This window comes from Aurantiacibacter zhengii, assembly GCF_003584125.1.
GTDB classification, from domain to species: Bacteria; Pseudomonadota; Alphaproteobacteria; order Sphingomonadales; family Sphingomonadaceae; genus Alteraurantiacibacter; species Alteraurantiacibacter zhengii.
The window spans coordinates 311678-336222 of the sequence record NZ_QXFL01000003.1 but is presented as its reverse complement, the minus strand read 5'-3'; the positions used below and the strand labels follow the sequence as shown (position 1 = coordinate 336222).

General features: G+C 64.6%; 24 protein-coding genes. 14 read left to right on the top strand and 10 right to left on the bottom strand.

Annotation, left to right across the window (positions count from 1 at the left end):
* Positions 1 to 242 precede the first annotated feature (242 nt).
* The 5 genes from D2V07_RS08725 to D2V07_RS08705 all read left to right on the top strand — a co-directional run bounded on the left by D2V07_RS08725 (position 243) and on the right by D2V07_RS08705 (position 4354).
* Positions 243 to 962 (top strand): CoA transferase subunit A, encoded by a 720-nt coding sequence (locus D2V07_RS08725; RefSeq protein WP_119586753.1) that lies wholly within the window; start codon positions 243 to 245, stop codon positions 960 to 962.
* Positions 963 to 1062: 100 nt separating this feature from the next.
* On the top strand, positions 1063 to 2439 hold the full coding sequence (locus D2V07_RS08720; RefSeq protein WP_119586576.1) for a hypothetical protein: 1377 nt from the start codon (positions 1063 to 1065) through the stop codon (positions 2437 to 2439).
* Between the two features lie 34 nt (positions 2440 to 2473).
* On the top strand, positions 2474 to 3118 hold the full coding sequence (locus D2V07_RS08715) for a CoA transferase subunit B (protein ID WP_119586575.1): 645 nt from the start codon (positions 2474 to 2476) through the stop codon (positions 3116 to 3118).
* The gene (locus D2V07_RS08710) at positions 3115 to 3663 is read left to right on the top strand and encodes a glutathione peroxidase (protein WP_119586574.1); all 549 of its coding nucleotides are present in this window, start codon (positions 3115 to 3117) and stop codon (positions 3661 to 3663) included. Before D2V07_RS08715 ends, D2V07_RS08710 begins: the two co-directional genes overlap by 4 nt.
* 7 nt (positions 3664 to 3670) lie before the next feature.
* Positions 3671 to 4354 (top strand): glutathione S-transferase family protein, encoded by a 684-nt coding sequence (locus tag D2V07_RS08705; protein ID WP_119586573.1) that lies wholly within the window; start codon positions 3671 to 3673, stop codon positions 4352 to 4354.
* Here D2V07_RS08705 and D2V07_RS08700 read toward each other — a convergent pair.
* The gene (locus D2V07_RS08700) at positions 4351 to 5622 is read right to left on the bottom strand and encodes an FAD-binding oxidoreductase (RefSeq protein WP_119586572.1); all 1272 of its coding nucleotides are present in this window, start codon (positions 5620 to 5622) and stop codon (positions 4351 to 4353) included. The genes D2V07_RS08705 and D2V07_RS08700 overlap by 4 nt on opposite strands.
* 41 nt (positions 5623 to 5663) lie before the next feature.
* On the opposite strand from D2V07_RS08700, the gene D2V07_RS19000 reads away from it, so the two are divergent.
* The 4 genes from D2V07_RS19000 (at position 5664) to D2V07_RS08685 (ending at position 8129) form a co-directional block, all read left to right on the top strand.
* A complete protein-coding gene (locus tag D2V07_RS19000) occupies positions 5664 to 5798 on the top strand; it encodes a hypothetical protein (RefSeq protein WP_267899748.1) in 135 nt (44 codons plus the stop codon).
* Between the two features lie 66 nt (positions 5799 to 5864).
* Entirely contained in the window at positions 5865 to 6362 is a 498-nt protein-coding gene (locus D2V07_RS08695) for a hypothetical protein (protein WP_119586571.1), read from the top strand.
* Between the two features lie 14 nt (positions 6363 to 6376).
* Positions 6377 to 6751, top strand: coding sequence for a hypothetical protein (locus D2V07_RS08690; RefSeq protein WP_119586570.1), 375 nt, complete (start codon positions 6377 to 6379; stop codon positions 6749 to 6751).
* 82 nt (positions 6752 to 6833) lie between these two features.
* The gene (locus D2V07_RS08685) at positions 6834 to 8129 is read left to right on the top strand and encodes a spinster family MFS transporter (protein WP_119586569.1); all 1296 of its coding nucleotides are present in this window, start codon (positions 6834 to 6836) and stop codon (positions 8127 to 8129) included.
* On the opposite strand, the gene D2V07_RS08680 is transcribed toward D2V07_RS08685, so the two are convergent.
* From D2V07_RS08680 to hisS, 7 genes are all read right to left on the bottom strand, one after another.
* Complete coding sequence (locus tag D2V07_RS08680) at positions 8080 to 9354, bottom strand: DUF418 domain-containing protein (protein ID WP_233548315.1); 1275 nt, start codon at positions 9352 to 9354, stop codon at positions 8080 to 8082. The genes D2V07_RS08685 and D2V07_RS08680 overlap by 50 nt on opposite strands.
* A gap of 12 nt (positions 9355 to 9366) precedes the next feature.
* Positions 9367 to 10611 carry a methionine adenosyltransferase gene (gene metK / locus D2V07_RS08675; RefSeq protein WP_119586568.1) on the bottom strand — a complete coding sequence of 415 codons (1245 nt, stop codon included), beginning with the start codon at positions 10609 to 10611 and terminating at the stop codon, positions 9367 to 9369.
* A gap of 58 nt (positions 10612 to 10669) precedes the next feature.
* Positions 10670 to 12262 (bottom strand): apolipoprotein N-acyltransferase, encoded by a 1593-nt coding sequence (gene lnt / locus D2V07_RS08670; protein WP_119586567.1) that lies wholly within the window; start codon positions 12260 to 12262, stop codon positions 10670 to 10672.
* Between the two features lie 47 nt (positions 12263 to 12309).
* The gene (locus D2V07_RS08665) at positions 12310 to 13101 is read right to left on the bottom strand and encodes a DUF4167 domain-containing protein (protein WP_119586566.1); all 792 of its coding nucleotides are present in this window, start codon (positions 13099 to 13101) and stop codon (positions 12310 to 12312) included.
* Between the two features lie 190 nt (positions 13102 to 13291).
* On the bottom strand, positions 13292 to 14137 hold the full coding sequence (gene prmC / locus D2V07_RS08660) for a peptide chain release factor N(5)-glutamine methyltransferase (protein WP_119586565.1): 846 nt from the start codon (positions 14135 to 14137) through the stop codon (positions 13292 to 13294).
* The gene (gene prfA / locus D2V07_RS08655; protein WP_119586564.1) at positions 14134 to 15201 is read right to left on the bottom strand and encodes a peptide chain release factor 1; all 1068 of its coding nucleotides are present in this window, start codon (positions 15199 to 15201) and stop codon (positions 14134 to 14136) included. Before prfA ends, prmC begins: the two co-directional genes overlap by 4 nt.
* Positions 15198 to 16466, bottom strand: coding sequence for a histidine--tRNA ligase (hisS, locus tag D2V07_RS08650; protein ID WP_119586563.1), 1269 nt, complete (start codon positions 16464 to 16466; stop codon positions 15198 to 15200). Before hisS ends, prfA begins: the two co-directional genes overlap by 4 nt.
* Before the next feature lie 94 nt (positions 16467 to 16560).
* On the opposite strand from hisS, the gene D2V07_RS08645 reads away from it, so the two are divergent.
* Entirely contained in the window at positions 16561 to 18447 is a 1887-nt protein-coding gene (locus D2V07_RS08645) for a M61 family metallopeptidase (RefSeq protein WP_119586562.1), read from the top strand.
* Positions 18448 to 18589: 142 nt separating this feature from the next.
* Entirely contained in the window at positions 18590 to 19135 is a 546-nt protein-coding gene (gene ppa, locus D2V07_RS08640; protein WP_119586561.1) for an inorganic diphosphatase, read from the top strand.
* A 341-nt stretch (positions 19136 to 19476) separates the two neighbouring features.
* Here ppa and D2V07_RS08635 read toward each other — a convergent pair whose 3' ends face one another.
* Together D2V07_RS08635 and D2V07_RS08630 are read right to left on the bottom strand one after the other, a co-directional pair.
* Positions 19477 to 20964, bottom strand: coding sequence for a mechanosensitive ion channel family protein (locus tag D2V07_RS08635; protein ID WP_325049006.1), 1488 nt, complete (start codon positions 20962 to 20964; stop codon positions 19477 to 19479).
* Entirely contained in the window at positions 20895 to 21272 is a 378-nt protein-coding gene (locus tag D2V07_RS08630) for a hypothetical protein (RefSeq protein ID WP_119586750.1), read from the bottom strand. Before D2V07_RS08630 ends, D2V07_RS08635 begins: the two co-directional genes overlap by 70 nt.
* 236 nt (positions 21273 to 21508) lie before the next feature.
* On the opposite strand from D2V07_RS08630, the gene lptB reads away from it, so the two are divergent.
* From lptB to D2V07_RS18380, 3 genes are read left to right on the top strand one after another with little or no spacing between them, the layout of a single operon-like run.
* On the top strand, positions 21509 to 22273 hold the full coding sequence (gene lptB, locus D2V07_RS08625) for an LPS export ABC transporter ATP-binding protein (RefSeq protein ID WP_119586749.1): 765 nt from the start codon (positions 21509 to 21511) through the stop codon (positions 22271 to 22273).
* A gap of 38 nt (positions 22274 to 22311) precedes the next feature.
* Positions 22312 to 23790, top strand: a complete 1479-nt coding sequence (rpoN, locus tag D2V07_RS08620; protein WP_119586560.1) for an RNA polymerase factor sigma-54 — start codon at positions 22312 to 22314, stop codon at positions 23788 to 23790.
* Between the two features lie 5 nt (positions 23791 to 23795).
* Entirely contained in the window at positions 23796 to 24458 is a 663-nt protein-coding gene (locus D2V07_RS18380; RefSeq protein ID WP_147366922.1) for a hypothetical protein, read from the top strand.
* Positions 24459 to 24545 lie beyond the last annotated feature (87 nt).

The following is a 24545-nucleotide window of genomic DNA, read 5'->3' as shown; positions in this document are numbered from 1 at the left end:
AGCATCTGGTGTTGCATGGAGCGCAACACCGCAGGTTAGCCCCTGTCATTTAACGATTTTCAGGACTGACACACGAGTCAGCGGCAGCAAAATTGAATGGTGATTCACTTTTCTGGGCAGCGATTCTTGTGCACCGCACTATAGACGCCCTTAGGCTGGTGACAGAGCCCGTGCGTATCTCTAATGCCTGCGGGAAGTCTCAACGACACCAGTCCAACCGATTGTTCGCAGAGGAAGCCGCCATGCAGAAACTCTACCCCTCAGCCGAAGCCGCTCTTGATGGCGTGCTGCGTGATGACATGCTGATCGCCAGTGGCGGTTTTGGCCTGTGCGGCATTCCCGAACGCCTGCTGAAGGCGATTCAGGATTCGGGCGTGAAGAACCTGACCTTCGCCAGCAATAACGCCGGGATCGACAACGAAGGCATCGGCATGCTCCTGCGCTCCAAGCAGGTGAAGAAGATGATCTCCAGCTACGTCGGGGAGAACAAGGAGTTCGAGCGGCAGTATCTTTCCGGCGAGCTGGAAGTGGAGTTCTGCCCGCAAGGAACGCTGGCCGAACGCATGCGCGCCGGCGGCGCGGGCATTCCCGGCTTCTACACCAAGACGGGCGTGGGCACGCAGGTGGCAGAAGGCAAGGAGGTTAAGCAGTTCGACACCGGCGAGGGGCCGGAGGACTACATCCTCGAAAAGGGCATCTTTGCAGACCTGTCGATCATCAAGGCCTGGAAGGCGGACGAGACCGGCAACCTGATGTTCCGCAAGACCGCGCGTAATTTCAACCAGCCTGCTGCAACCTGCGGCAAGATCTGCGTGGCCGAAGTGGAAGAGGTTGTACCCGCAGGCGCGCTCGATCCCGACTGCATCCACCTGCCTGGTGTATTCGTCAACCGCATTGTGGTGGGCGCACCCTACGACAAGAAAATCGAGTTCGTGACGACACGCCAGCGCGAAACGGCGTAAAGCGCGGCGGGCCGGGCAGCGCGATGCAACCGGAAATGTCTCGACATGCGCCGCGCAAGCAATACCACTGGCCTCGACACGCTACAGGAAGATACACCCGATGAACTATCGTAACCTCTTGCTGCTCGGCCTTTCCTCCATCGCGCTGCAGGGTTGCATTGCTGCCGCGGCGATTCCCATCGTCGCGAGTGGCGGAGCATTCGTGCGTGATGGTGTTTCCGACGATGCACGCAAGGGCGCGCGCGAGCAGGTCGCCATGGCCACACCGCCGGTGTCCGTTCCCGCGCCAACGCCGACACCTTCGCCGTCTCCCGCCCTTGCCGCAGCGCAGCCAACAATGCCCGTAGCCGCCGCGCCGCTGGCGGCTACGCCGAACCCGGTGGCGAACCGGGTGCCGACGCCAGCGCCCTCGCCGACCACGGCACCGACGTCTGGTCTGGCCGACCGCTCGGCGCAGCCCGTCGTCGTCGCGACCCTCGACGGTTCCCGCCTGCCTGCTGCTTCGCGCGCAACTGCGGAACCTGCGTCGACGCCTGCAACCGCAGAGATCGTCCCGCCGCAGATGGCAGAAGAGCCCGCTTCGTCCGCGCCGGAGCCTGCCGCCTCGAGGCTTGCCGATATCGGCCTGCCGCCGGAGCCTGCAGCTCAGCAACCCGAACCGGAAACCCGGTTGGCCACCACCCAACCGGCGGAGCAACCGCCGGCCGCCGCCGCTAATGCGCTGGAAGCCGCCGAAGCAGCAGAAGCCAGCATGGCAACGGCAGGGCCCTCAGAGGTCGAAGAGCCTGCGACCGTCGCTGCGGCGCAACCCCGTCCCACCGCACCTTCGCAGGAATCGGGCGCGCTGGTTTCCACGCCGCCTGCCGCGCGGCCCGCAATCGAACCGCCGGTTGCTGCCAGCAGCAGCCCCGCGGTATCCAGTGAGGCGACTGCCGCGGGATACGGCCCGCTCCGCAACTACGCCCTGCGCACGCTCGGCGGCGGTCTCCCCCTGCCCTCGGCCATGCTGGCCGATCCCACCAGCTTGCAGCCGATCCGGCGCGACTGTGAAGGCAACAGCCCGACCGTTGTGATCGACCTCGATCCCGCCGGCGGTGTCGTGCCGATTGCCGGCCCCCTGGCGCTCAACAACCAGCTGGCCCGTATTCTCGCCGACCTGCGCCTGCGTGACGTGCAGATTGCCTGGATAACCGATCGCGGACCGATCGACGCGCGCGCCGTGCGCGACCGGCTGGTCGCCTCCGGCCTCGATCCGCAATCGCAGGATTCGCTGTATGTCGAACGCTATCCGGGCGAGACCAAGCAGGCCCGCCGCGCTGCGCTGGCGCAGACGCAATGCGTGATCGCGCTGGCGGGGGACGAGCGTTCCGACTTCGACGACCTTTACAATTTCATCATCGACGAGGGTGATGCCCGGAACCTGGAATTGCTGCTCGGCAACGGCTGGTTCCTGATCGAAAATCCCGTCGGCGGATAACCCCGCCACCTTCCCCCCAAGGAGACACGTTTTTATGCCCTGGACCCGCGACGAAATGGCCGCCCGCGCTGCGAACGAGCTGGAGGACGGCTACTACGTTAATCTCGGTATCGGCATCCCCACGCTGGTGGCGAACCACATCCCCGAGGGGATGCAGGTGACGCTGCAGAGCGAGAACGGGATGCTGGGTATCGGCCCGTTCCCCTACGAGGGTGAGGAGGACGCGGATCTCATCAACGCCGGCAAGCAGACCATCAGCGAACTGCCGCACTCCGCCTATTTCGACAGCGCCACCAGCTTCTCCATGATCCGCGGCGGCCACATCGATCTGACCGTGCTGGGCGCGATGGAAGTGGCCGGGAACGGGGACATCGCCAACTGGATGATTCCGGGCAAGATGGTGAAGGGCATGGGCGGCGCGATGGACCTTGTCGCGGGCGTGAAGAAGATCATCGTCGTGATGGAGCACACCAGCAAGCACGGCGATCCCAAGTTCATTCCCGAGTGCACCCTGCCGCTGACCGGCACCAACGTGGTCGACATGATCATCACCGATCTGGCCGTGTTCCAGCGGCCCGATCACGACAGCCCGTTCAGGCTGGTGGAACTGGCCCCCGGCGTGACGGCGGAGGAGGTCGCGGAAAAGACCACCGCACAGTACGAGGTAGCACTGTCATGAGCACGTTGCCCGAGACGATCGAACTCAGCCGCATCAACGGGCAATCCGAAACTCTGGGCGAACATCGGGGCAATGTGCTGCTGGTGGTCAACACCGCCTCGCAATGCGGCCTGACGCCGCAGTACGGCGGGCTGGAAGAACTGCATCGCCGCTATGCGGACCGTGGGTTCGAGGTGCTGGGCTTCCCGTCCAACGATTTCGGCAACCAGGAACCGGGCAGCGAGGAGGAGATCGCGTCCTTCTGCGAGGTGAATTACCAGACCAGCTTTCCGCTGTTCGCGAAGACGCCCGTGACCGGCGCAGACAAGCATCCGCTCTACGCCGCGCTGACGCAGGCGAAGCCGGAGAAGACCGGCCCCGCCGAGGAAATGCGTGCCCGCTTTCGCGAACACGGGATGACCCCGAACGAAGATCCCGAAGTGCTGTGGAATTTCGAGAAATTCCTCGTCGGCCGCGATGGCGAGGTTCTGGCCCGCTTTGCGCCCGCCACTGCGCCCGATGATCCGGCCCTGCTGGAAGCAATAGAAGCCGCCCTGGAACACTGAGCGGGTTGTGACCTACACCCTCGTCACGGCCAACCGGAACTATTCGAGTTGGTCACTGCGCCCGTGGGTACTCATGAAGGCGCTCGGCATTCCCTTCATCGACCGGGTCGAGCCTTTCGCAGCGGCGGTGAATTACGAAGCGTTCCGCGCTTTCTCCCCCACCGGGCAGGTGCCCGTCCTGCTGGACGGCGAGCGCACCGTATGGGACTCGCTCGGCATTGTCCTGTACCTCGCCGAACGTCACGCTGGGGTGTGGCCGCAGGACGAGGGCGCCCGCGCCTTCGCCATATGCGGCGTTGCCGAGATGCACGGCGGCTTCCCGGCGCTCAGGAACCAGTGCCCGATGAATGTCGGCGTGCGGGTGAGGATGTCAGCGCACGACGCGGCGCTGGCGAAAGATATCGCCCGGCTGCGTGAACTGCTCGAGGAGGGGCTTGGCCGCTTCGGCGGACCCTGGCTCGCCGGACCGGATTTCACCGCACTCGACGCCTTCTTCGCGCCTGTTGCATTCCGCGTGCGCACGCACGGGCTGAACGTGGGACGCGCGCAAGGCTGGGTCGATCACGTGCTCGCCCACCCCGCGATGCGGCAATGGGAAGCAGAGGCGCTGGCAGAGACCTGGCGCGAGGAAAGCCACGAAGCCGAAGTGGGCGCCAGCGGCGAGATCGTGGAAGATTTCCGGCGCGGCTAGCCTGCACCACCCAGCACGCCGCCGAACACATTGCCGGGATCGTAGCGGTTCTTCACCTCCTGCAGGCGGGCGAAATTGGGGCCGAAACCCTCCCTGGCGCGGGCGATCTCGTCCCGGTCGAGGTAGTTGAGATAGACCGTGCCATCGGAAAAGCGCTTCAGTTTCTCGTAGGTCGCGCGCGCCGCGCCCATGATCTCCGCATCGCACGCCGGATCGGCCCAGCCCGCGGAAATGCCGAGATTGTAGCGCGCCTTGCGGTTGGCAAAGGCCGTGTCTTCCACGCCCACCCGCGCCACCGCGCCGCCCAGCGTCTCCATGAAAATCTGCGAATATTCGCCCTGTAACGACCTGATGCCATCAACCAGCACATCGGTCAGGTCCTCACTCAGATTATCGACGAAGATGGATTTCCAGTAGAACCGTTCCCCGTGCGGGGAAGCGCCGCCGAAGGTTTTCTGAAAATCGACATACCGCTGCGTGGCGACGAAGCCGAAAATCATGTCGCCCAGTTCCAGCATTGGCTGCACCTGCTGTCGGGCTGCCTCGTGCTCGCCCGCATGGCAGGCGACCATTGCCACGGTGTGCCTGCCCTGCCACTCGGCGGGGCAGGGATCGACCGGCGGCACGGTCATGAATACCGGCACCAGCGTCAGATCATCCGCCGCGTCGTGCATGAATTCACGCACGAAACGCATCACGTCATGCGCCTTGGCAAGCGGATAGAAAGCCTGTGCTACCACCACTTCGGGCCCGACCCGGGAAGCGCGGAAATCGAAGCGGGTCACGATGCCGAACTGCCCGCCACCCCCGCGCAAGGCCCAGAACAGGTCCGGGTGGCTTTCCGCATTCGCCTCGACCACTGATCCGTCTGCCAGCACGACCTCGGCGCCTACCAGGCTGTCGATGGTAAGACCCAGCTTGCGGGCGAGAAAACCGATCCCGCCGCCCAGCGTCAGCCCCCCCACGCCCGTCTCCGGCTCCACCCCTGCGGTCACCGCAAGGCCGTGCGCCTGCAAGGCCGCATCGAGTTCGCCAAGCAAGGCTCCGCCGCCGACGCTCGCCATGCGCGTTTTGGGGTCAACGGTAATGCGCTTCAGGCCGGAAAGGTCGACCAGCAGGCCATCGTGCGGCAGCGATGCGCCCGAAACCGAGTGCCCACCACAGCGGGCGACCGCCGTCAGCCCGTGACGCGCTGCGTGACGCACGGCCGCGGCCACGTCTACCGTGCTGGCGCAGCGCGCGATCAGGGCGGGCTGGCGGTCGATCATGCCGTTCCAGCCAAAGCGCGCTGTCTCGTATTCCGCGTCGGATGCACACCTTCATGGGCACGCTGACCGGCTGGTTCGACGATGTGCGCAAGCTGCCAAAGGGTACGCTCGTCTCGCTGATGAAGCTGGGCGGCAAGGTCGCCCGCTTCATCCCTACCCGCAACCAGCGGGACTGACCCCTTCAGAAAGGATCACATGCCATGACTGCCGATCCACGAGCACCTATTTCTGATTTTACAGAAATGACAGATGAAGAACTGGCCATGTTCATCGGCTCCTTCTTCCGTTCCATCGGATGGGGCGCCGTGGCTGGCAGCGGTTTCTTCCTCGCCTTTACCGTGCCCGCCGGTGTGATCGCCATGGCCGCCGAAGGCGATCCGCGCGGCCTGCTCCTTGGCCTGCTGCCCTTTCTGATCGGGCTGGCGGGGTCGCTCGCAGGCATGATCGCCATTGGCCTGCCCCTAACCGCCCTGCTGCGCCACATGCAGCGCGAGCGGGCCGCAATCTATACCGCTATCGGAACGCTGGGCGGGTTCGCCATGCCCCTCCTCTTCGCCGGTTGGTTCGAAGGGGAATTCAATTCCGGCAGCCTGTGGGCTGGCCTCTTCCTCGGCCTGTTCGGAGCAATCGCAGGCGGCGTTACCGGCAACATCTGGGGCCGCTACCGTGATGGCATCGCGCAGCATCGGCACGATGAAACCGAGCCTTCGACCAATCCCTACCACGAGATGATTTACTGAGCAGGAGAAGCACAATGACCGAACTGAGCTATTTCGCCTACCTCTTCATCGCCATTGCCCTTACCGGATGGGTCGCGCGCACGCTGAGCATGAACGGCGAGGTGTTCCTGGTCGATTGCTTCGGCCATGACGAAGTGCTGGCGCGCAGCACCAATCACCTGCTGGTGGTGGGCTTCTACCTCGTCAACATCGGCTTCATCCTGCTGACGATCAGCCTGGGCAGCGAGCCGACCACGCTGGCCGAAGCGATCCGCTTTGTCGCCACCAAGGTGGGCCTCGCCGTGCTGGTGCTGGGCTGCTGGCACTTCTTCAACATGCAGATGATCGCCCGCTACGGCCGCAAAGTGGGCCGCTGGGTGCGCGAAAACCACATGGAAAAGATCGCCTGACCGCGCGTAAGGCGGCGGCAAGGACAAGGCGGCTCCATTGCGGGGCCGCCTTTTTCGTTTATGCCCAGGGCCCGGAGGGTGAATGATCAAACGAAGCAACTCGCCGTGGCTGGCGCTGGCGGTGATCGCGTCGATTGCCACCGTCGGCTTCATCGACCGCATCGTGGTGAACGTGTTGGTGGAGCCGGTGAAGGCGGAATTCGGCCTGTCGGACGCGCAGGTCAGCCTGATGGCCTGGGCCTTTGCCCTGCTTAACATCGTGGCCGGACTGGTGGTGGCACGCATCGCCGAGAGGGTGCGGCGGCTGACGCTGATATCCTTCGGTACGGTAGCATGGTCGCTGGCCACGGCGGCCTGCGGCTGGGCGGGCAGCTGGGTGCAGCTGCTGGTGGCGCGCATGGGCGTGGGGCTGGGAGAAGCGATCGGCCTGCCCGGCAACCAGTCGGTGGTGGCGGACTACTTCCCTGCCAACAAGCGCGGGCTGGCCATTTCCTGCCTGCTGCTCTCCCCGCCGCTGGGCGCCTTTATCGGGTTTGTCGGCGGCGGCTGGATCGCGCAGGAATTCGGCTGGCGCATGACCTTCCTGATTGCAGCCATACCCGGCCTCGTGATGGGTTTCGTTGCATGGTTTTTCGTGGGCGAGCCGCGCCGTGGCCAGCACGATCCAGGCGCAAGCGAGGACGTGCCGCCCATTTCCGCCGTCCTGGCCAGGCTGTTCAAGCTGCCCAGCGCGCGCAACCTGGTGATCGGGTCTGCCCTGGCGGCAATGCTGGGCTTCGGCCTCAACTTCTTCTTCGCCAGCCTGATGGTGCGCGAGTTCGATCTGGGGCTGGCGGAGGCGGGGCTGTACGCCGGCCTGATTGCCAGCTTGCCCGCCGCGCTATCGGTGGTCGGCACCGGCTGGCTTGGCGACCGGTTCGGAGAGCGCAGCCCGAAGGCCTACGCGCTGATCCCGGCAGTCTCGATGCTGGTCGGCGGGCCGCTCTACGCGCTGGCCATCACCCGCGCGGACTTGGCGCTGCTGCTGGGCCTCGTCTGTGTGGCCACCTTCCTCAATTTCGGCTTCCTCGGCATCACCTACGCCACCCTGCAGAACCTGATGCACCCGCGCATGCGGGCGACGGCGGCGGCGATTCTCAACGGGGTCTACGGTGTCGCGGGCGGACTTGGCCCCTCGCTGCTGGGCTGGCTGAGCGATTCACTGTCCGACAGTCAGGGTGCGGCCCGTGGGCTGGCCCTGGCGATGGCCGCGGGCGGGCTGGGCTACTTGTGGGCCTCGGCGCACTATTTCATTGCGGCCCGCAGGCTGCCTGCCGACATGGCGGCGGTCAGGTCAGCGGTCGGGATGCCCGATCACGGCGAAACGGCAGGCGTGTGAAGCTGGCGAGGCTGCGCCACGCCCACTCAGCCGGACCCTGCCGGAAGCGAGCCAGCCACGGCGGCGACCATGCCAGCATGGCGATGATCGGAACCAGCGCCAGCAGCAGCGCCTCCGCGCGTGAGACTTCTCCGAACAGGCCCAGGCCCCAGCCCGCGAACAGGGCGGCGAAGATCGTGCTGGTGGCAAGATAGTTGGTCAGCGCCATGCGCCCGGCAGCTGCAAGGCGGCGGGTGATCGCGCGATCCTTCAGCGCGCCGCCGAAAACGGCCATGGCCAGCGCGGCGTAGCCCACCCCCAGCACCACGTCGAAAGGCGCTGACAGGACAAGGGCATTGGCAGCGGTGACGATGGGATCGAACCCGGCAAGGATGTTCCACGCTGCCAGCGCTAGCAGCACCGGTACACTCACCGCCGCGCAGGCCCGCGCCAGCCTTACCGCACGCCGCGTATCCCATTCGCCTGCCAACAGACCGCTGCGCCACAGCGCCACGCCCAGCAGCATGGCAGCCAGCGCGGAAGGAATGGAGGCGACGATGAAACGCACCTGCAACATCGGCTCGGAGACGCGCCTTACCAGTCGCTCGGCAAAGCTTTCCTTCCCCCGCGCCAGCGCTGCGGCAGTGGTATCGGGATGACTGCCATAGGTGCGCTCGGCCATTTCCTGTGGCAGCGGGTCAACCGGCATGCCGCCCGCGCGCTGGTGCCAGTAATCCAGCCAGGCCCAGGCGTAGTAGCCCGAGACGGCCAGTTGCCCGGCAATCAGCAGGCCCGCGGCCCACAGCAAGCGCTTCACCGGCCAGTTCACCGCCAGCGGCAGCAGCAATCCGCATACCGCGTAGATGCGCAGCACGTCGTTGTTCGCCAGCACCACGGCATGGATCAGGCCGATCGCCAGCAACACGCCCATGCGCGCGTAGTGCGCGCGCAGGGGATGCGCACCGCGCTTGCCCAGAAGGATGGCGATCCCGGCGCCGAACATCATGGCGAACAGCGCGCGGAACTTGTCTTCGACGAGGACGAAACTGGTTGCCCACAACGCCGTTTCCAGCACGCCTGTGCCGCCCCAGACCCGCGGGTTCAGGTAGGCATTGGCGGGCATGGAAAAAGCGATGACGTTCATCGGCACGATGCCGATGACGGCCACCCCGCGCAGCGCATCCAGCGCCGCGACCCTGCCTTTGCCCGATGGCGCAGCGGTAAGGGCAGTGCCCGAAACGCTCACGCCGTCACGGCCTCAGGCCAGCGCAGCCTTCAGATCGTCCACCAGGTCCGTGCGCTCCCACGGGAAGTGATCGCCTTCGGGCTTGCGGCCGAAGTGCCCGTAGGCGGCAGTCCTGCGATAGATCGGCTTGTTGAGGCCAAGGTGGGTGCGGATACCGCGCGGGGTCAGCCCGCCCAGCTTCTCGATGCCGCGAATGGCGTCTTCGATCCTGTCGTCGCCCACGGTGCCCGTGCCGTGCGTATCGACATAGAGCGACAGCGGCTTCGACACGCCGATGGCATAGGCCAGCTGGATCGTGCAGCGCTGGGCAAGGCCGGCAGCGACGATGTTCTTCGCCAGGTAGCGCGTGATGTAGGCCGCCGAACGGTCGACCTTGGTCGGATCCTTGCCGCTGAACGCGCCGCCGCCGTGCGGTGCCGCACCGCCATAGGTATCGACGATGATCTTGCGGCCGGTCAGACCGGCGTCGCCATCGGGCCCGCCGATCTCGAACTTGCCCGTGGGATTGATGTGGTACTCGGTCTCGTCAGAGAGCAGCTCTGCCGGGATGATGTCGCCGATAACGCCTTTCACATAGTCGTGAAGCTGGGCATACTTGTCCGCGTCTCCGCCGCTCTTGCCGTCCTTTTCCCAAGGGGAGCAGTAATCGGGGGCGTGCTGGGTGGATACCACCACCGCGGTGCAGGCCACGGCCTTGCTACCCTCGTAGCGCAGAGTGACCTGGCTCTTGGCATCGGGCTCCAGGAACGGGGCCTTGCCGGAATGCCGGTCATCCGCCATCCGGCCCAGGATCTTGTGGCTGTAATCGAGCGTGGCGGGCATCAGGTCGGGCGTGTCGTTGGCGGCATAGCCGAACATGATGCCCTGGTCGCCGGCACCCTCGTCCTTGTTGCCGCTGGCATCAACGCCCTGCGCAATATCGGAGCTTTGCGGGTGCAGGTGGTTCTCGAACGTCAGGTTCTTCCAGTGGAAGCCCGACTGCTCGTAGCCGATCTGCTTCACGGTTTCGCGCACCACGCGCTGGATTTCTTCCTGCGCGCCGTCTTCCCAGTTACCGTCGGTATCGATCATGCCCTTGCCGCGCACTTCGCCCGCCAGAACCACCAGCTGCGTCGTCGTCAACGTTTCACAAGCCACGCGCGCTTCGGGGTCCTTCGACAGGAACAGATCGACGATGGCATCGGAAATCTGGTCGGAAACCTTGTCCGGATGGCCTTCGGAAACGCTTTCGGACGTGAAAAGATAGGTGGAGCGCATTGCCTCGGAGTTCCTTTGAGATGTCGGAAGGGTAACGGTAAGTAAACGTGCCTGACAACTAACGCCGGTCTTGCCGCATTGCAACAAGGCCCGCCAGCAGCATCGCGACAGCCCAGATAAGCGAAAGAATATTGCCGAACTGCGCGAATAGCGTCGGCTGCGCAGGGGGCGGCGCAACCGCATCGATCCGGCCCGGTTCCTCACTCCCGAGATACTGGCGCACCACGCCCCGGGCATCGATAACCGCGCTGATACCGCTGTTGGTGGCGCGCAGCACGGGCAGGCCTTCCTCTATCGCTCGCATGCGGGCCTGGGCCAGGAACTGCGGGGGTGCGAAGCTGCCGAACCACGCCTCGCTGGAAGGGTTGAAGATGAAGTCGGGGCGGTTGCCGGGGTCGACCACTTCGCCGGGGAAAGCGATCTCGTAACACACCTGCATGCCGGGCCTGCCGTATGCGCCAAGATCCAGCGTCCGCGGACCGGGGCCGGGCCAGAAGTCTATCGTGCCAGCAACGAGGCGCGACAGGCCCAGCGGTTCCAGCAGTTCGCGCATGGGCAGGTATTCACCATAAGGGACGAGGTGAGCCTTGGCATAACCGCCCAGGATTTCCCCTTCCGCACTGATGGCGGTTACCGCGTTGCGCGCACCCAGCGCCCGGACGAAACCGGTTTCGTCGGCGCCGATCTCCAGATCCACCGCTCCTGTCAGCAAGACGCTGTTCGCGCCCGCTGTCGCGCCCAGCCGGCGACGGGCATAGGCCGGATCGCCAAGCGCGGTGGTGCGATCGTAATAGCGCTGCGGATACCCCTCGCGCAGATAATCGGCCATGCCAGCTTCCGGCCACAGCACCAGCCGGGGTTCGTCGCCGTCCTGCAGCCGGGGGGAAAGCCGCGCCAGGCGGGCGAAGTTCGCTTCGTAAAAGCGCGGATCGCTGATGGCGTCCTGCGGAATGTCGGGCTTGGCGATGGTGATTTGCAAGCTGCCCTCGCGGCCTTCGCCCACCGGCCAGTACATGCCTGCCGCAAGCAGCACCGCCACAATCGCGCCCGTCAGCCAGTTGCGCTCGCGCAGCAGAATGACCGCGGCGCACCCCAACAGAACGGCGAGGCCGGACAGCGCATAGGTGCCCATCACCGGAGCCAGAGCGGCAAGGCCGGGCCGGTCGAACGGTCCGAGCAGCACCATGCCCAGCGGGTTCCATGCATAGCCGGAAAAGACCCAGCCGCGCATCCATTCGGTAACGATCCAGCTGCCGGAAAACACCAGCGCGAAGGCCCAGACGCTGCCTGTCTTTACCACGGCGCGCGCGACCAAAGCGGCCAGCGCGGGATAGACAGCAAGATAGAGCGCCAGCAGCGGCACAGCCGCCCAGCCGAGCACGGCAGGCATTTCCGACTGGTGAGTAAAGGAATCGGCGATCCAGTTGTTGCCGAGGGTGAAATGCGCCACGCCGAACAGCCAGGCGAGCCCGAAGGCGCGCAGCGGTGTGCGAGCCTGGATCAGGATCGGCAGCAGCAGACCGGTTGCCAGCAAGGCAACAGGCCACAGGCCAAGCGGCTGGAAACCGGTTGCAGAAAGCAGGCCCAGCACCAGCGCAGCGATGCGCGGATGATCGGTCAGCCGGTTCAGCACGGAAAGTCCGCTGGCCATTGCTGCCTGCTCCTGCCGGGCGGAAAGCCGCCGGTATCCCCGAAGCGTCAGTTGACCGCTTCGAGCGCTTCCCCGCCGTCGTCGTCAGCCGAGGGCTTGCGGCGCGTGCGGGTCAGCTTGCGCTTGGGCTTTTCCTCGGCGTCGTCGTCGTCATCGCGCGCGCTGCGGGCAATGGCGGGCGGCAGCATGTCGGGATCGAGGCCGCCGTCGTCGTTCACCGAATCCTCGGTCTCGTTATCGGAATTGTCCTGGGCAGGCTTGCGCTTGCGGGCAGCGGCCTTGCGCGCCTTCTTGGGCTTGTCCGTCTTGACGAAGGGATTGTCGTCGTCTTCCTGGTTGCCCGGAGAGCCTTCCTGGCCTTCCTCGAACCCGGCGCCGCCGTTATCGTTGTCGTCGTTGTCATCGTCGCGGCGGTTGCGCCCGGTGTTACCCCGGCGACCCTTCTGACGATCCTGCGAACGGTTGTTCTGGTTGCCGCGATCGTTGCGATCGTTGCGGTCGTTGCGATCATCCTGATCGTCATCGTCGTCATCGTCGTCGGAACTGTCCTGCCCGCGCTCGTTGTTGCGCCTGGCCTGGGCCTCGTCCTTCTGCGCCTTGATATCGGCGATGACGCGGAAATAGTGATCGGCGAACTGCAGGTAGTATTCGGTCTGCACCCGGTCATCGTTCAGCGACGCTTCGTGCGCCAGCTTCTTGTACTTTTCCAGCATCTGCGGGGCATTGCCACGCGCACGGGAATCGATCCGGTTCGACGGGTTACCACCACCACCGCTGCCGCCACGATTATTATTGTTGCCGCGACCGCGCCGACGATTGTTGTTTCGATTGCTATTCAAGGGAACTTCGCTTCCTCAATCTGGCTGCGGCTTCACGCCGCTTCGCCATATGACCCCTCGTGATTACACCCTCGTCACGAGGTAATTTCGCTCCGTAACCTGCATTCTTGCGCTGCGGTCGTTCGACCGCGGAACCGGCAAATTTCGGAGTTCGGCCCAGCGCCTCTGCGCTGTCGACCTGATGCACGGGTTAGCTACTCGATTCGGCTTTGCCAAGTGTTAATCGCAATTCCAGCGCCCGCTCACGCCCGCCAAGGTCTTTATGTGCACTTGCAGTAAACCCGTGGTCGCGTGCAATTTCGGAGACTGCACTTGCCTGTGTCGCACCGATTTCGAGCACGGCCACACCCGTTTCTGTCAACAGCTCGGGCAATTGGGGAATGATTATGCGGTAATCGTCCAGCCCTTCGGGTCCGGCGAACAAGGCGCTCGCCGGCTCGTGGTCGCGCACGTCAGGGGCGAGCCGGGCATCGTCCTCCACATAAGGCGGGTTGGCGAGGATCAGGTCGAACTGGCCGAGCCCGTCGGCCCAGCCTGCCTGGGTCCAGTCGCGCAGGTGAAACTGCGCGTTCGCCGAAAGCGCATCGGCATTGCTGCGGGCGACATCAAGGGCGGCGGACGAGGCATCTATACCCGTCCCTTCCGCCTGCGGCAGGTGTGCCAGCACCGCCAGCAGCAGCGCGCCAGATCCGGTGCCAAGGTCCAGCACCCGGCGGGCAAACGGCGCGGCATCCAGCGCGGTCTGCACCACGCTCTCGCTATCCCCGCGCGGGATGAGGACGGCGGGCGAAACGGCGAAATCGAGCCCGAAGAATTCCTGCGTGCCCAGGATATAGGCGACAGGTTCGTGCGCAGCGCGACGATCAACCAGCGCGGTGAAAGCGTGCGGTGCCTGGTCCTGCATGCGGCGCAGCAGCACGTCTGAGCGCGAGCAGCCCAGCGCGTGCGCCATCAGCAATTCGGCATCCAGCCGCGCGGTGTCGCTGGTGGCGGCAAGGTGCTGCGCCGCGTCGCGGATGGCTTCAGCTACCCTCACGCATCCATCGCGGAGAGGCGCTTTGCTTCGTCCTCGGCAATCAGCGCATCGATCATCTCGGCAAGACCGGTGCCTTCCAGCACCTCCGGCAGCTTGTGCAGGGTCAGGCCGATGCGGTGATCTGTCACGCGGCCCTGCGGGAAATTGTAGGTGCGGATGCGTTCGGAACGGTCGCCGCTGCCCACCATCGCCTTGCGCGCCTCGGCCTCGGCCCCGTGGGCTTCCTCGCGGCGCTTTTCATAAAGGCGCGCGCGCAGCACTTTCATCGCCTTGTCGCGGTTCTTGTGCTGGCTGCGCTCGTCCTGCATCGCCACCACGATGCCGGTGGGCACGTGGGTGATGCGCACGGCGGAATCCGTGGTGTTGACGTGCTGCCCGCCCGCCCCGCTGGAACGGTAGATGTCGATGCGAAGGTCGTTATCATCGATGGAGACGTCGACTTCCGTAGGCTCCGGCAACACCGCTACTGTCGCCGCGCTGGTGTGGATGCGCCCGCCGCTCTCGGTAACGGGAACGCGCTGCACGCGGTGAACGCCGGATTCGAACTTCAGCTTGGCAAACACGCCGGTGCCGGTGACGTTGGCGACCACTTCTTTGTAGCCACCCACGTCGGCTGCGGCGACGCTGACAGGCTCCACCTTCCAGCCCTGCTCGGCGGCATATTTCTCGTACATGCGGAACAGGTCACCCGCGAACAGTGCGGCCTCATCACCGCCGGTACCGGCGCGGATTTCCAGCATGGCGGGGCGCTGGTCGGCAGCATCGCGCGGCAGCATGGCGAGCGCCAGCCTGCGCTCGGCCCCCGGCAGCTGCTTCTTCAGGCTCGCGAGTTCCTCCTCCGCCATGCCGCGCATTTCGGGATCGGAGAGCATGTCGTTCAGCCCCGCGACCTCCTCGCGCATGGCGGAGACTTCGGTGGCGATCTTCGCCACCGGCTCCAGCTCGGCATAGTCGCGGCTGGCCTGGACGAATTCCTCGCCCTCCAGCTGGCCCGAAGCCATGCGCGCCTCGAGCTCGGCGAATCGGTTGGCAATCTGGCGGAGACGTTCGGCTGGGATGGTCACAGTTGAACGTTTTCCAGAATCACCGCGTCAATCTTGCTATTGGCCTCGTCATCAAGTTGCGACTTGTGACTGTACCCAGGTGTCCCATCGCGTATTTGCAGTGATGCCAGATACATTGGGTCTAGCTTTGACGCTTTATCGTATCTTTTTCGAGTAGAGCCGGTCGCGATAACCTCAACGGTGAAGCCAGCGCGGCGAAGAATTGGCGCAATCCGAGCAGAAGCAGGCAAGAGAGCATCATCCTCGACTGCAATGGCAACATCCAATCGATCCGGCGTTCGTTCCCCCACCAACATCGCCAGCCGTTCGATCCCCGCGGCCCAGCCGACCGCCGGTGTCGGTGCGCCGCCCAGCGATTCCATCAAGCCGTCATACCGACCGCCGCCAAGGATCGTGCTCTGCGAACCCAGCGCGCCCGCCGCTGCGGAGCCTTCGTCCGGGATGAATTCGAACGCCGTGTGGCGATAATAGTCCAGCCCTCGCACCAGGCTTTCCGCGCGGGTCCATTTCACGCCTGCCGCGTCCAGCCCGCTGGTGACGGCATCGAAAAACCGCTGAGCATCGTCGGACAGGAAAGCGTCGATCTTCGGCGCGTCGGCCACGAACTTGCGGTCGCGCGGATCCTTGGAATCGAGAATGCGCAGCGGGTTCTTCTCCAGCCGCTCCTGCGAATCCTCGCTGAGTTCGCCCCTCGCCGCGCCGAAGTATTCGATCAGCGCCGCGCGCCAGGCATCGCGGGTATCCGCGTCGCCCAGCGTGTTGAGGTGCAGGGTCACGTTTTCAATGCCCAGTTCGCGGATCACCTGGTCGGCCATGGCCAGCAGCTCCACGTCCGCCTGCGGTTCGGCGGCGCCGATGATCTCCGCATCGATCTGGTGGAACTGGCGATAGCGGCCCTTCTGCGGGCGCTCGTAGCGGAACAGCGGACCGTGCGTCGCCACTTTTAGCGGAGCGTGCTGCTGCCAGCCGTTCGTCAGGAAAGCGCGCGCGATACCGGCGGTGAATTCGGGGCGCAGCGTAAGCGAGTCCCCGCCCCGGTCTTCGAACGAGTACATCTCCTTGCTGACGACATCGGTCGTCTCGCCGATGGCGCGGCTGAAAACCTCGGTCTTCTCGAACACGGGCATCTCGACGCGGCGGAACCGATACAGCTTTCGTACCCGCTCGAAGGTCTCGACCACGAAGGCGAAAGCCTCCGCCTCGGGGCCGAAAATATCCTGCGTGCCGCGGATCGCTTGGGGGGTCTTGAGGGAAGTCTTGGACATGGCAGCGTCCGTTACTGCCTAGCACGCGCGGCGGCAATGGGGCTGGCGAAACGACACCTTGCCTTGCCCGGGCAGAGGCGGCATCAGCGCGTGCATGATTGCACGCCTTGCCCCCTTCGCCCTCCTCCTTGCCGTTCCCGCCTTCGCGCAGGACCAGGCACCGCTGCCGCCCAGCGCGGACACCCCCTATCCCGGCACCATCCGCCTGCATGTCGACGCCAGCGACACCGTGAACCGTACCTTCACGACGCAGCAGGATATCCCCGTTACGGCAGGGACGAGCGAACTGGTACTCGTCTATCCCGAATGGCTGCCGGGCAACCACGCGCCATCGGGCCAGATCCAGCGCGTCTCGCGCCTCGCCTTCACTTCCGACGCGGGGCCGGTGACGTGGGAACGGCTGGCCTACCAGCCCTATGCCTTCAGGTTGGCTCTGCCAGCGGGCACGACGCAGGTGACTGCGCAGCTGACCTACGCCTCCCCCTTCCCCGGCCAGGGCTGGCGCGTCCTGGTGACCGATGCAATGGCCAACGTGCAGTGGGAGAAGATGTCGCTCTATCCCGCCGGGCACGATGTCGGGCAGATCCGCGTGAAGCCCAGCGTCACGCTGCCCGCAGGCTGGCAGGCGGCAGGCGCGCTGGAAGGCGCGCGGGTGGACGGCGACACCGTGCATTACGATGCGACGAGTTACGAGACGCTGGTCGACTCCCCGCTGTTTGCTGGGGAGCATCACCGCACGTGGGACCTGGGTCATAACGTGCAGTTGCAGGCTTTCGGCGACGAGGCCGCCAATCTGGAGGCCACGGACGAGGCGATTGCCGCGCACCGGGCACTGGTGGAAGAGGCCCTCATCCTGTTCGGCGGGCCGCGCTTCGATCACTATGACTTCCTGCTGGGGCTGACCGACAACTTGGGCACGATCGGGCTGGAGCATCATCGCTCCAGCGAAAACACGCAAACGCCCGACGACCTGTCGGACTTTGCCGGCAACGCCCACGACAACACACTGCTGCCGCACGAATTCACCCATAGCTGGAACGGCAAGTACCGCCGACCGGCAGGCCTTGATGCCCCCGATTACCACAGCGACGTGGATGCCCGGCTGCTGTGGGTTTACGAAGGGCAGACCAGTTTCTGGGACTTCGTTCTGGCGGCGCGCAGCGGCTTCATGCCGAAGGAGATGGTGCTCGGCTTCATGGCCAACACCGCGGCCAGTTTCAGCCAGTTGGCCGGGCGCGAATGGCGCAGCGTGGAGGATACGACTTTCGATCCCATGCTCGGCTACCGCGCCGATCGCCCGTGGCCCTCGCTCAGCCGCAATCGCGACTATTACCGCGAGGCCGGGCTGGTATGGCTGGAGGCCGACCAGATCATCCGTTCCGGCACCGATGGCGCACGCGGCCTGGACGATTTCGCCGCGGATTTCTTCGGCGGGCCGGACGGCGAATGGAGCGTATCGACATACGAGTACGAAGACGTCGTCGCCGCGCTGGAACGCACCTATGCCTATGACTGGGATGGCTTCCTTTCCGCCCGCATCGGCACGGCAGGCCAGCCGGCACCGCTCGCGGGGATAGAGGCCGGCGGCTATCGCCTTGTCTGGCGCGACGAGCCCAATCCATGGACCAGCCAGGCGCGCAGCGGCGCGGCGGGCGACTTTTCGGGCTCGCTCGGCATCAGCGTGGATGACGAGGGCAACGTATCGGGCACCCGCTGGGGATCGCCCGCCTTCGACGCGGGACTGACGCCCGATACCACCATCGTTTCGGTGGATGGCCTGTCCTTCAGCCAGGCCCGCCTTGCGCAGGCGCTGGAACGTGCGCAGGCGGACGGCGTGCCGGTGTCGCTGCACATCGAACGGGGCAAGGTCCATTCCGTCATGGAGCTGCCCTACTTCGATGGCCTGCGCTATCCCTGGCTGGAACGCACCGGCAGCGCAGAGGCCGGGCTGGACCGCCTGCTGGCACCGCGCCGGGACTGACGCGGGCGGTTTCACACCACAACTGTCGCTCGTCTTGCCTGCATCGACAATGGGTCTGGGCAAGGCCGTCCATGTGCGCTAGGCGGCATGCGAGTTCTTGGGAGGGGATGCCGCTTACACCCGCAAGAGGATAACAGCATCCATGCGTATCGAATATGTGCCGGTCGGTGATAACCCGCCCGACAGCCTGAATGTGATCATCGAAGTGCCCACCGGCGGGGAGCCGGTGAAGTACGAGTTCGACAAGAAAAGCGGCGCCCTGTTCGTCGACCGCATCCTGCACACGCCGATGCGCTATCCGGCGAACTACGGTTTCGTGCCGCACACGCTATCGCCCGATGGCGACCCGCTGGACGCGCTCGTGATCGCCCGTTCGCCCTTCATTCCTGGCTGCGTCGTGCGCGCCCGCCCCATCGGCGTGCTGAACCTGGAAGACGAGCACGGCGGCGACGAAAAGCTGGTGTGTGTGCCGGTGGACACCACCTTCCCCTACTATTCCGACGTTGCCGAAACCAAGGACCTGCCGAGCATCATCTTCGCGCAGATCGAGCATTTCTTCACCCACTACAAGGACCTGGAAAAGGAAAAGTGGGTGCGCGTGGGGCAATGGGGCGACACCGCCGAAGCCAAGCGTATCACGCTGGAAGCCATCGAGCGGTACGAAGCGGACAAGGCGAACAAGAAGTAACCACCGTTTGCCAGGGGGAAGCCGCCGCCATTTTGCTGGCGGTCTCCCCTCCCTGCCAAGCCATTGAACGGCGTGTCGTTTCACGCCCGTTGTTTTGATGACAACGGGCGGTTAACACTTTCGCGCATCCTTGCCGCGCGCCCCGAATTCGACGTGGTCCTGGCCGTTTGCGGAGGCTACGAAAAAAGTCTGCTCAACCGCACCCGCGTGGCGGAAAATTTCAGCTGGCTGGAACTGCAACGAGTTTCCGCAAGGCAAGGCCAGCTGAGCGGCGCAATGCGCCGTGGCCGTCACGGCTGCGCTTCTGAACCTCTGAGAGCCGCTGCCACGCAGCGTCGCCGTCACTCCACCGGCCTGCCGCTGTCGAGCAGGTCCTTTTCGCCTGCCGAGGTGTCGGCGCGCTCTTCCTCCACCATGCGGGCAATCTCGTCTTCGGGCGCGACGTCGTGCGCGTCCGTTTGCGCCGCTGGCCTGGCGGGAGCGGGTGCAGCTGGCGGCTGGGCCGCAGGTGAAGGGGTCGAGGCGCGAGGCTCGCCCCCTTCACGGCCCACGTTCTCGAACGGCAGCGGCACGGTGCGCTGGTCGAAGCGCAGGCGATAGATCGGTTCGGGCATGGCAAAACCGCCGTCCTCCAGCGCGCGCTTGCTGGCGGCGATGGCACGGCTGCGGGCCTTGAAGAAATCGGCCTGGCGCTGGTCGATCCAGCCCAGGAGCGTCAGCACGACGTTTGAATCGCCCACCCGGTCTATCCGCACTTCGGGCGCGGGCTCGTTCAGCACGAAATCGAGCGCGGCCAGCGTGTCGCGGCCCAGCACCCTTGCGGCTTCGGCATCGTCATCCGCGTCCACCCCCAGTTCAAAGCTGAAGCGGCGCTGCGGGTTGCGCGTGTAATTGACGATCACCGCCTTGAAGACGGTGGAGTTGGGAATGCGCAGGTGGTTCCCCTCCAGCGTCATCAGCACGGTAGCGCGGCTGGTGAGTCGGATAACGCGGCCTTCGTGCTGGTCGATGATCACGTGATCGTTGGCGCGAAAGGGCTGGCGCAGGCTCAGCATCAGGCTGGCGACGTAGTTCTCCACCGTGTCGCGCATGGCAAAGCCCAGCGCAATGCCGACCACGCCCGCCCCGCCCAACACCGCGCCCATCAGCGCACCCGCGCCGATCATGTCGAGTGCGATCACGATCCCGGCGATCACGAACACGAACCGGATGGCGCTGGTTATCACTTCTGCCAGGAAGCCGTTCGGCGCCACGCGCCGCCAGATCATGGAGAGCGAGGCGATCAGGTAGCCCAGCGCGGCAATCGCCAGCGCGACGAGCAGGGCGAGCCCGACAAGTGGCAGCATCCGGCCCACCTGTCCGATCCGGTCGCCCAGGCCGCCGATGCCTTCCCCGATATCGACCGAGACGTCGCGTTCGATGGTGTTTTCCACCGTAACGACGCCTTCCACGCCGCCGGCAATCGCCTCTGCCCGCTGGATGGCGGCATCGTCAGCGGCGATCCCCGAAAGAGTGACGACGCCGCCGCTCACGGAAACCTCTACCTGCGACAGGCTGGGAACATTGGCGAAAATGTCGGCAAGGCGCTGCGCGATGCGCTCGTCCTGCCCGTCTGCCCGGTCGACCTCTATCGATCCGGCGGTGGGCGCTGGCGTGGCCGGCTGCTGCGCAGGGGCAGCTTCGGGGGCAAGCGGGGATGCCTGCGCCGGCGCTGCCAGAAGACCCAGCAACAGGGCGGCGAACAGGCGGGGAATGGTGGTCAGAAGAGCGAGGCGACGGCCTTGAAGCCGAACGTCAGCACCAGCGGCAGGCCAATCGCGGCCAGCCACAACAGCACCACTTCGCGCCGGAACGCGGGGGCCAGCGCCGGATCGGCGGCCTCTGCATCGGACAAGGAGTCCCAGCGCATTTCGAACCAGCGGCAGGCCGGGATGATGGCGGCCACCAGGACAACGAGCGCGAAATAGGGCAGCAGGGAACCGCTTGTGCTCTTGAGCTGGGTCATGGTGAAAAAGATGTGCAGGCCAGTGTAGATCAGCAGGCCGAAAGCCACGTGATCGCTGATCTTGCGTCGCCAGTCGAGCTTCTGCGCAGAGCCTTCGCGTGCCTTGTGCGCCTGTTCGAGTGCCTTGTTCATCAGGCTTTACCTCTCTTTCCAGTCCCGATTCGAAGTATTCCACTTCACGCGCGCTCTTGCAAGTCGGTCGACCGGGCGGGCCATCGCCGGGGCGATGCTGTCCGCCCGCAGGACATGCACGAATCTTGCCAAGCACAGTTCAATCTCCCCTTCATTACTGGGCCTTTCGTGCTAGATGGCACCTCATGAGCGCGCTCGACGACGAATTCCTCGATGATGAGGCACTGGCCGAAGCCATGGCGGAAGCGCCCAGCAACGCCGCACCCGACCTGCCCGAAAGCGGCGGCCTGGAAGTGGTCTCCATCGCCAAGAGCTATGACAAGCGCGCCGTCCTCAGCGATATTTCGCTCACCGTCGCCAAGGGCGAGGTGCTGGGTCTGCTCGGCCCCAACGGCGCAGGCAAGACGACCTGTTTCTATTCCATCATGGGCCTGGTGAAGCCAGATTCCGGCCGCATCCTGATGGACGGCGTGGATGTCACCCGGCTGCCGATGTACCGCCGCGCGATCCTGGGTCTTGGCTACCTGCCGCAGGAAACCAGCATCTTTCGCGGCATGACGGTGGAGCAGAACATCCGCTGCGTGCTGGAAATGGTGGAGCCGGACAAAGCCACCCGCGCGGCCGAGCTGGAGCGGCTGCTGGAGGAATTCCACATCACTCGCCTGCGCGACAGCCCGGCCATGGCCCTGTCGGGCGGTGAACGCCGTCGCTGCGAAATTGCCCGCGCACTGGCTGCAAAGCCTTCGATCATGCTGCTGGACGAACCCTTCGCCGGGATCGACCCGCTTTCCATCAGCGATATCCGCGACCTGGTGAAAGACCTTAAGCGACGCGGCATCGGCGTGCTGATAACCGATCACAATGTCCGTGAGACGCTGGATATCGTCGACCGCGCCTGCATTATCTACGGCGGGCAGGTGCTGTTCGCTGGCAGCCCGCAGGAGCTGGTGGCCGACGAGAACGTGCGGCGCCTGTACCTGGGCGAGGGTTTCGAACTGTGATGCCCCTGCGACAATGATGCTGTGCGGGAGGGTCTGATATGGCTCTGGGGCCAAGACTAGACCTCAGGCAATCGCAATCGCTGGTGATGACGCCGCAGCTGCAGCAGGCGATCAAGCTGCTGGCGCTGTCCAATCTCGAGATCGAGACCTTCGTCGGCGAAGCGCTGGAGGCAAACCCGCTGCTGGAAGCGGGCGAAGTGCGCGCCGAAGACCGCGAAGCCTCGCCCGAAAGCGACCAGCCCGACATCCACGACGCCACGCCAGATATGGATGGAGGGGGCAACGGCGACGAGGCGCTGGATATCGACCCCGGCGCTCTTGATGTGGACCGCGATACCGGGGACTGGTCCGCCGAGCATTCGGGCGCAGGCGGAGTGGGCGAAGCGCCGGACCTCGAGAACCGCAGCAGCGATGACCTCTCGCTCGCTGACCACCTCGAGACGCAGGTCGGCCCTGCATCACCCGATGCCGTCACCGAATTCATCGCCCGCCACATCATCGGCTTGCTAGACGAGGCAGGCTACCTCTCCACGCCCCTGTCGGACATTGCCGCGAACCTGGCTGTCCCCCAGGCCAGCGTCGAGGAAGCCCTGCACGTGGTCCAGTCGCTAGACCCCACCGGCGTGGGCGCGCGCTCGCTTTCCGAATGCCTCGCGCTGCAGGCGAAAGAAGCCGACCGCTACGATCCGTGCATGGAAGTGCTGATCGACAACCTCGAACTCGTCGCCAAGGGCGCGGTCGCGCACCTGAAGCGCATTTGCAGCGTCGATGACGAGGACTTCGCCGAGATGCTGTCCGAACTGCGCGGTTACGATCCCAAGCCGGGCCTGAAATTCGGCGGCTCCCCCAGCACGTCTGTCGTGCCCGACGTGCTGCTGAAAGGCGTCACCGATGCGGAAGGGAACGAGGGCTGGGATATCCAGCTTAATGAAGAGACCCTGCCCCGCCTGGTGGTGAACCGCAGCTACTACGTCGAACTTCGCGCCGGCGCGACGAACAAGGAAGCGAAAGGCTGGCTGAGCGAGAAGCTGGCCGATGCCAACTGGCTGATAAAGGCGCTGGACCAGCGCCAGAAGACCATTCTGAAAGTTGCCGCTGAAATCGTAAAACAGCAGCACGGCTTCTTCAAGCGCGGCGTATCCGAACTGCGCCCGCTGACGCTGAGGACCGTGGCCGAGGCGATCGAGATGCACGAGAGCACGGTGTCGCGTGTCACCAGCAACAAGTTCCTGCATTGCGAACGCGGCACCTTCGAACTGAAGTATTTCTTCACCAGCGGGGTTGGCGGCGGCACCGACGGAGAAGGTGCAAGCGCGGAAGCCGTGAAGGCCCGCATCAAGGCGCTGTGCGATGCCGAGGACCCGAAGAAGATCCTGTCCGACGACAAGCTGGTGGAACTGCTGAAAGGCGAAGGCTTCGACCTGGCGCGGCGCACGGTGGCGAAATACCGCGAGGCTATCGGAATTGGCTCCTCCGTGCAGCGGCGGCGGGCGAAGAAGCTGGCCGGGATGGGGTGAGAGCAATGTCTAATGAATTCTTATCGTTGCCATGGCAAATACAACTGGCACTTGCGAGCGGTTATGCTGCCTACCTTGTCGCTTATGCTGGACAACGCGACCATCATGGCGCCGTAGAGATAACGTTCAGGTCCCTAGGTTTTGGGCTTGTCGCCACTGCCATTGCGGCTGCAATGGCGGGTTCTCCTCGCTGGCTAATTCTGCTTACTGCATCCATTGGAGCTATAATATCAGGAGGACTTTGGCGCCGATTTGGAATTCCCATATTCAGATGGCTAATGAAGAAAACTGACATTTCATGGTCAGACGATGTACCGACCGCATGGCAGACACTAACAGTCTGCAATTCACGCTATCCTTTAAGCCAAATCAGCATCGAATTAACAGACGGAAGCTGGTTACGCTGCATCGATACTCGTAGATTTGCCGAATCCCCTTTCGGACCGGCAGTGATTGGCAAGGATGGAGACATTGCACTTTACGTCACAAACTCCACAACCAGCGACGGCGAGGACTTTGACGCAGAGGAGATTGAAGTAGATTATTTCGGATCAAGGATAACTTACATTCCCGCATCAAGCATTCGCCGCGTTGATTTGCGGCATAGTTCTCCTATCCCTTCTTCGGGGGAGAGGGCGCAGGCTTTGCAGGGGGAGGGGGCACCTTAGGTTGCACACTGTCCGGAATGTAATGAGGCGGCGATGGAGGACCCGAATTTCCCATTCTCAGCCCTTTTTCGGCGGAGTTGGCGCTGG

What these genes read in the sequence shown, in the direction of transcription:
- D2V07_RS08725 (WP_119586753.1), top strand. Translation starts at nt 243, where the DNA reads ATGCAGAAACTCTACCCCTCAGCCGAAGCCGCTCTTGATGGCGTGCTG.
- D2V07_RS08720 (WP_119586576.1), top strand. Translation starts at nt 1,063, where the DNA reads ATGAACTATCGTAACCTCTTGCTGCTCGGCCTTTCCTCCATCGCGCTG.
- D2V07_RS08715 (WP_119586575.1), top strand. Translation starts at nt 2,474, where the DNA reads ATGCCCTGGACCCGCGACGAAATGGCCGCCCGCGCTGCGAACGAGCTG.
- D2V07_RS08710 (WP_119586574.1), top strand. Translation starts at nt 3,115, where the DNA reads ATGAGCACGTTGCCCGAGACGATCGAACTCAGCCGCATCAACGGGCAA.
- D2V07_RS08700 (WP_119586572.1), bottom strand. Translation starts at nt 5,622, where the DNA reads ATGATCGACCGCCAGCCCGCCCTGATCGCGCGCTGCGCCAGCACGGTA.
- D2V07_RS19000 (WP_267899748.1), top strand. Translation starts at nt 5,664, where the DNA reads ATGCACACCTTCATGGGCACGCTGACCGGCTGGTTCGACGATGTGCGC.
- D2V07_RS08695 (WP_119586571.1), top strand. Translation starts at nt 5,865, where the DNA reads ATGACAGATGAAGAACTGGCCATGTTCATCGGCTCCTTCTTCCGTTCC.
- D2V07_RS08690 (WP_119586570.1), top strand. Translation starts at nt 6,377, where the DNA reads ATGACCGAACTGAGCTATTTCGCCTACCTCTTCATCGCCATTGCCCTT.
- D2V07_RS08685 (WP_119586569.1), top strand. Translation starts at nt 6,834, where the DNA reads ATGATCAAACGAAGCAACTCGCCGTGGCTGGCGCTGGCGGTGATCGCG.
- metK (WP_119586568.1), bottom strand. Translation starts at nt 10,611, where the DNA reads ATGCGCTCCACCTATCTTTTCACGTCCGAAAGCGTTTCCGAAGGCCAT.
- lnt (WP_119586567.1), bottom strand. Translation starts at nt 12,262, where the DNA reads ATGGCCAGCGGACTTTCCGTGCTGAACCGGCTGACCGATCATCCGCGC.
- hisS (WP_119586563.1), bottom strand. Translation starts at nt 16,466, where the DNA reads ATGTCCAAGACTTCCCTCAAGACCCCCCAAGCGATCCGCGGCACGCAG.
- D2V07_RS08645 (WP_119586562.1), top strand. Translation starts at nt 16,561, where the DNA reads ATGATTGCACGCCTTGCCCCCTTCGCCCTCCTCCTTGCCGTTCCCGCC.
- ppa (WP_119586561.1), top strand. Translation starts at nt 18,590, where the DNA reads ATGCGTATCGAATATGTGCCGGTCGGTGATAACCCGCCCGACAGCCTG.
- D2V07_RS08630 (WP_119586750.1), bottom strand. Translation starts at nt 21,272, where the DNA reads ATGAACAAGGCACTCGAACAGGCGCACAAGGCACGCGAAGGCTCTGCG.
- lptB (WP_119586749.1), top strand. Translation starts at nt 21,509, where the DNA reads ATGGCGGAAGCGCCCAGCAACGCCGCACCCGACCTGCCCGAAAGCGGC.
- rpoN (WP_119586560.1), top strand. Translation starts at nt 22,312, where the DNA reads ATGGCTCTGGGGCCAAGACTAGACCTCAGGCAATCGCAATCGCTGGTG.
- D2V07_RS18380 (WP_147366922.1), top strand. Translation starts at nt 23,796, where the DNA reads ATGTCTAATGAATTCTTATCGTTGCCATGGCAAATACAACTGGCACTT.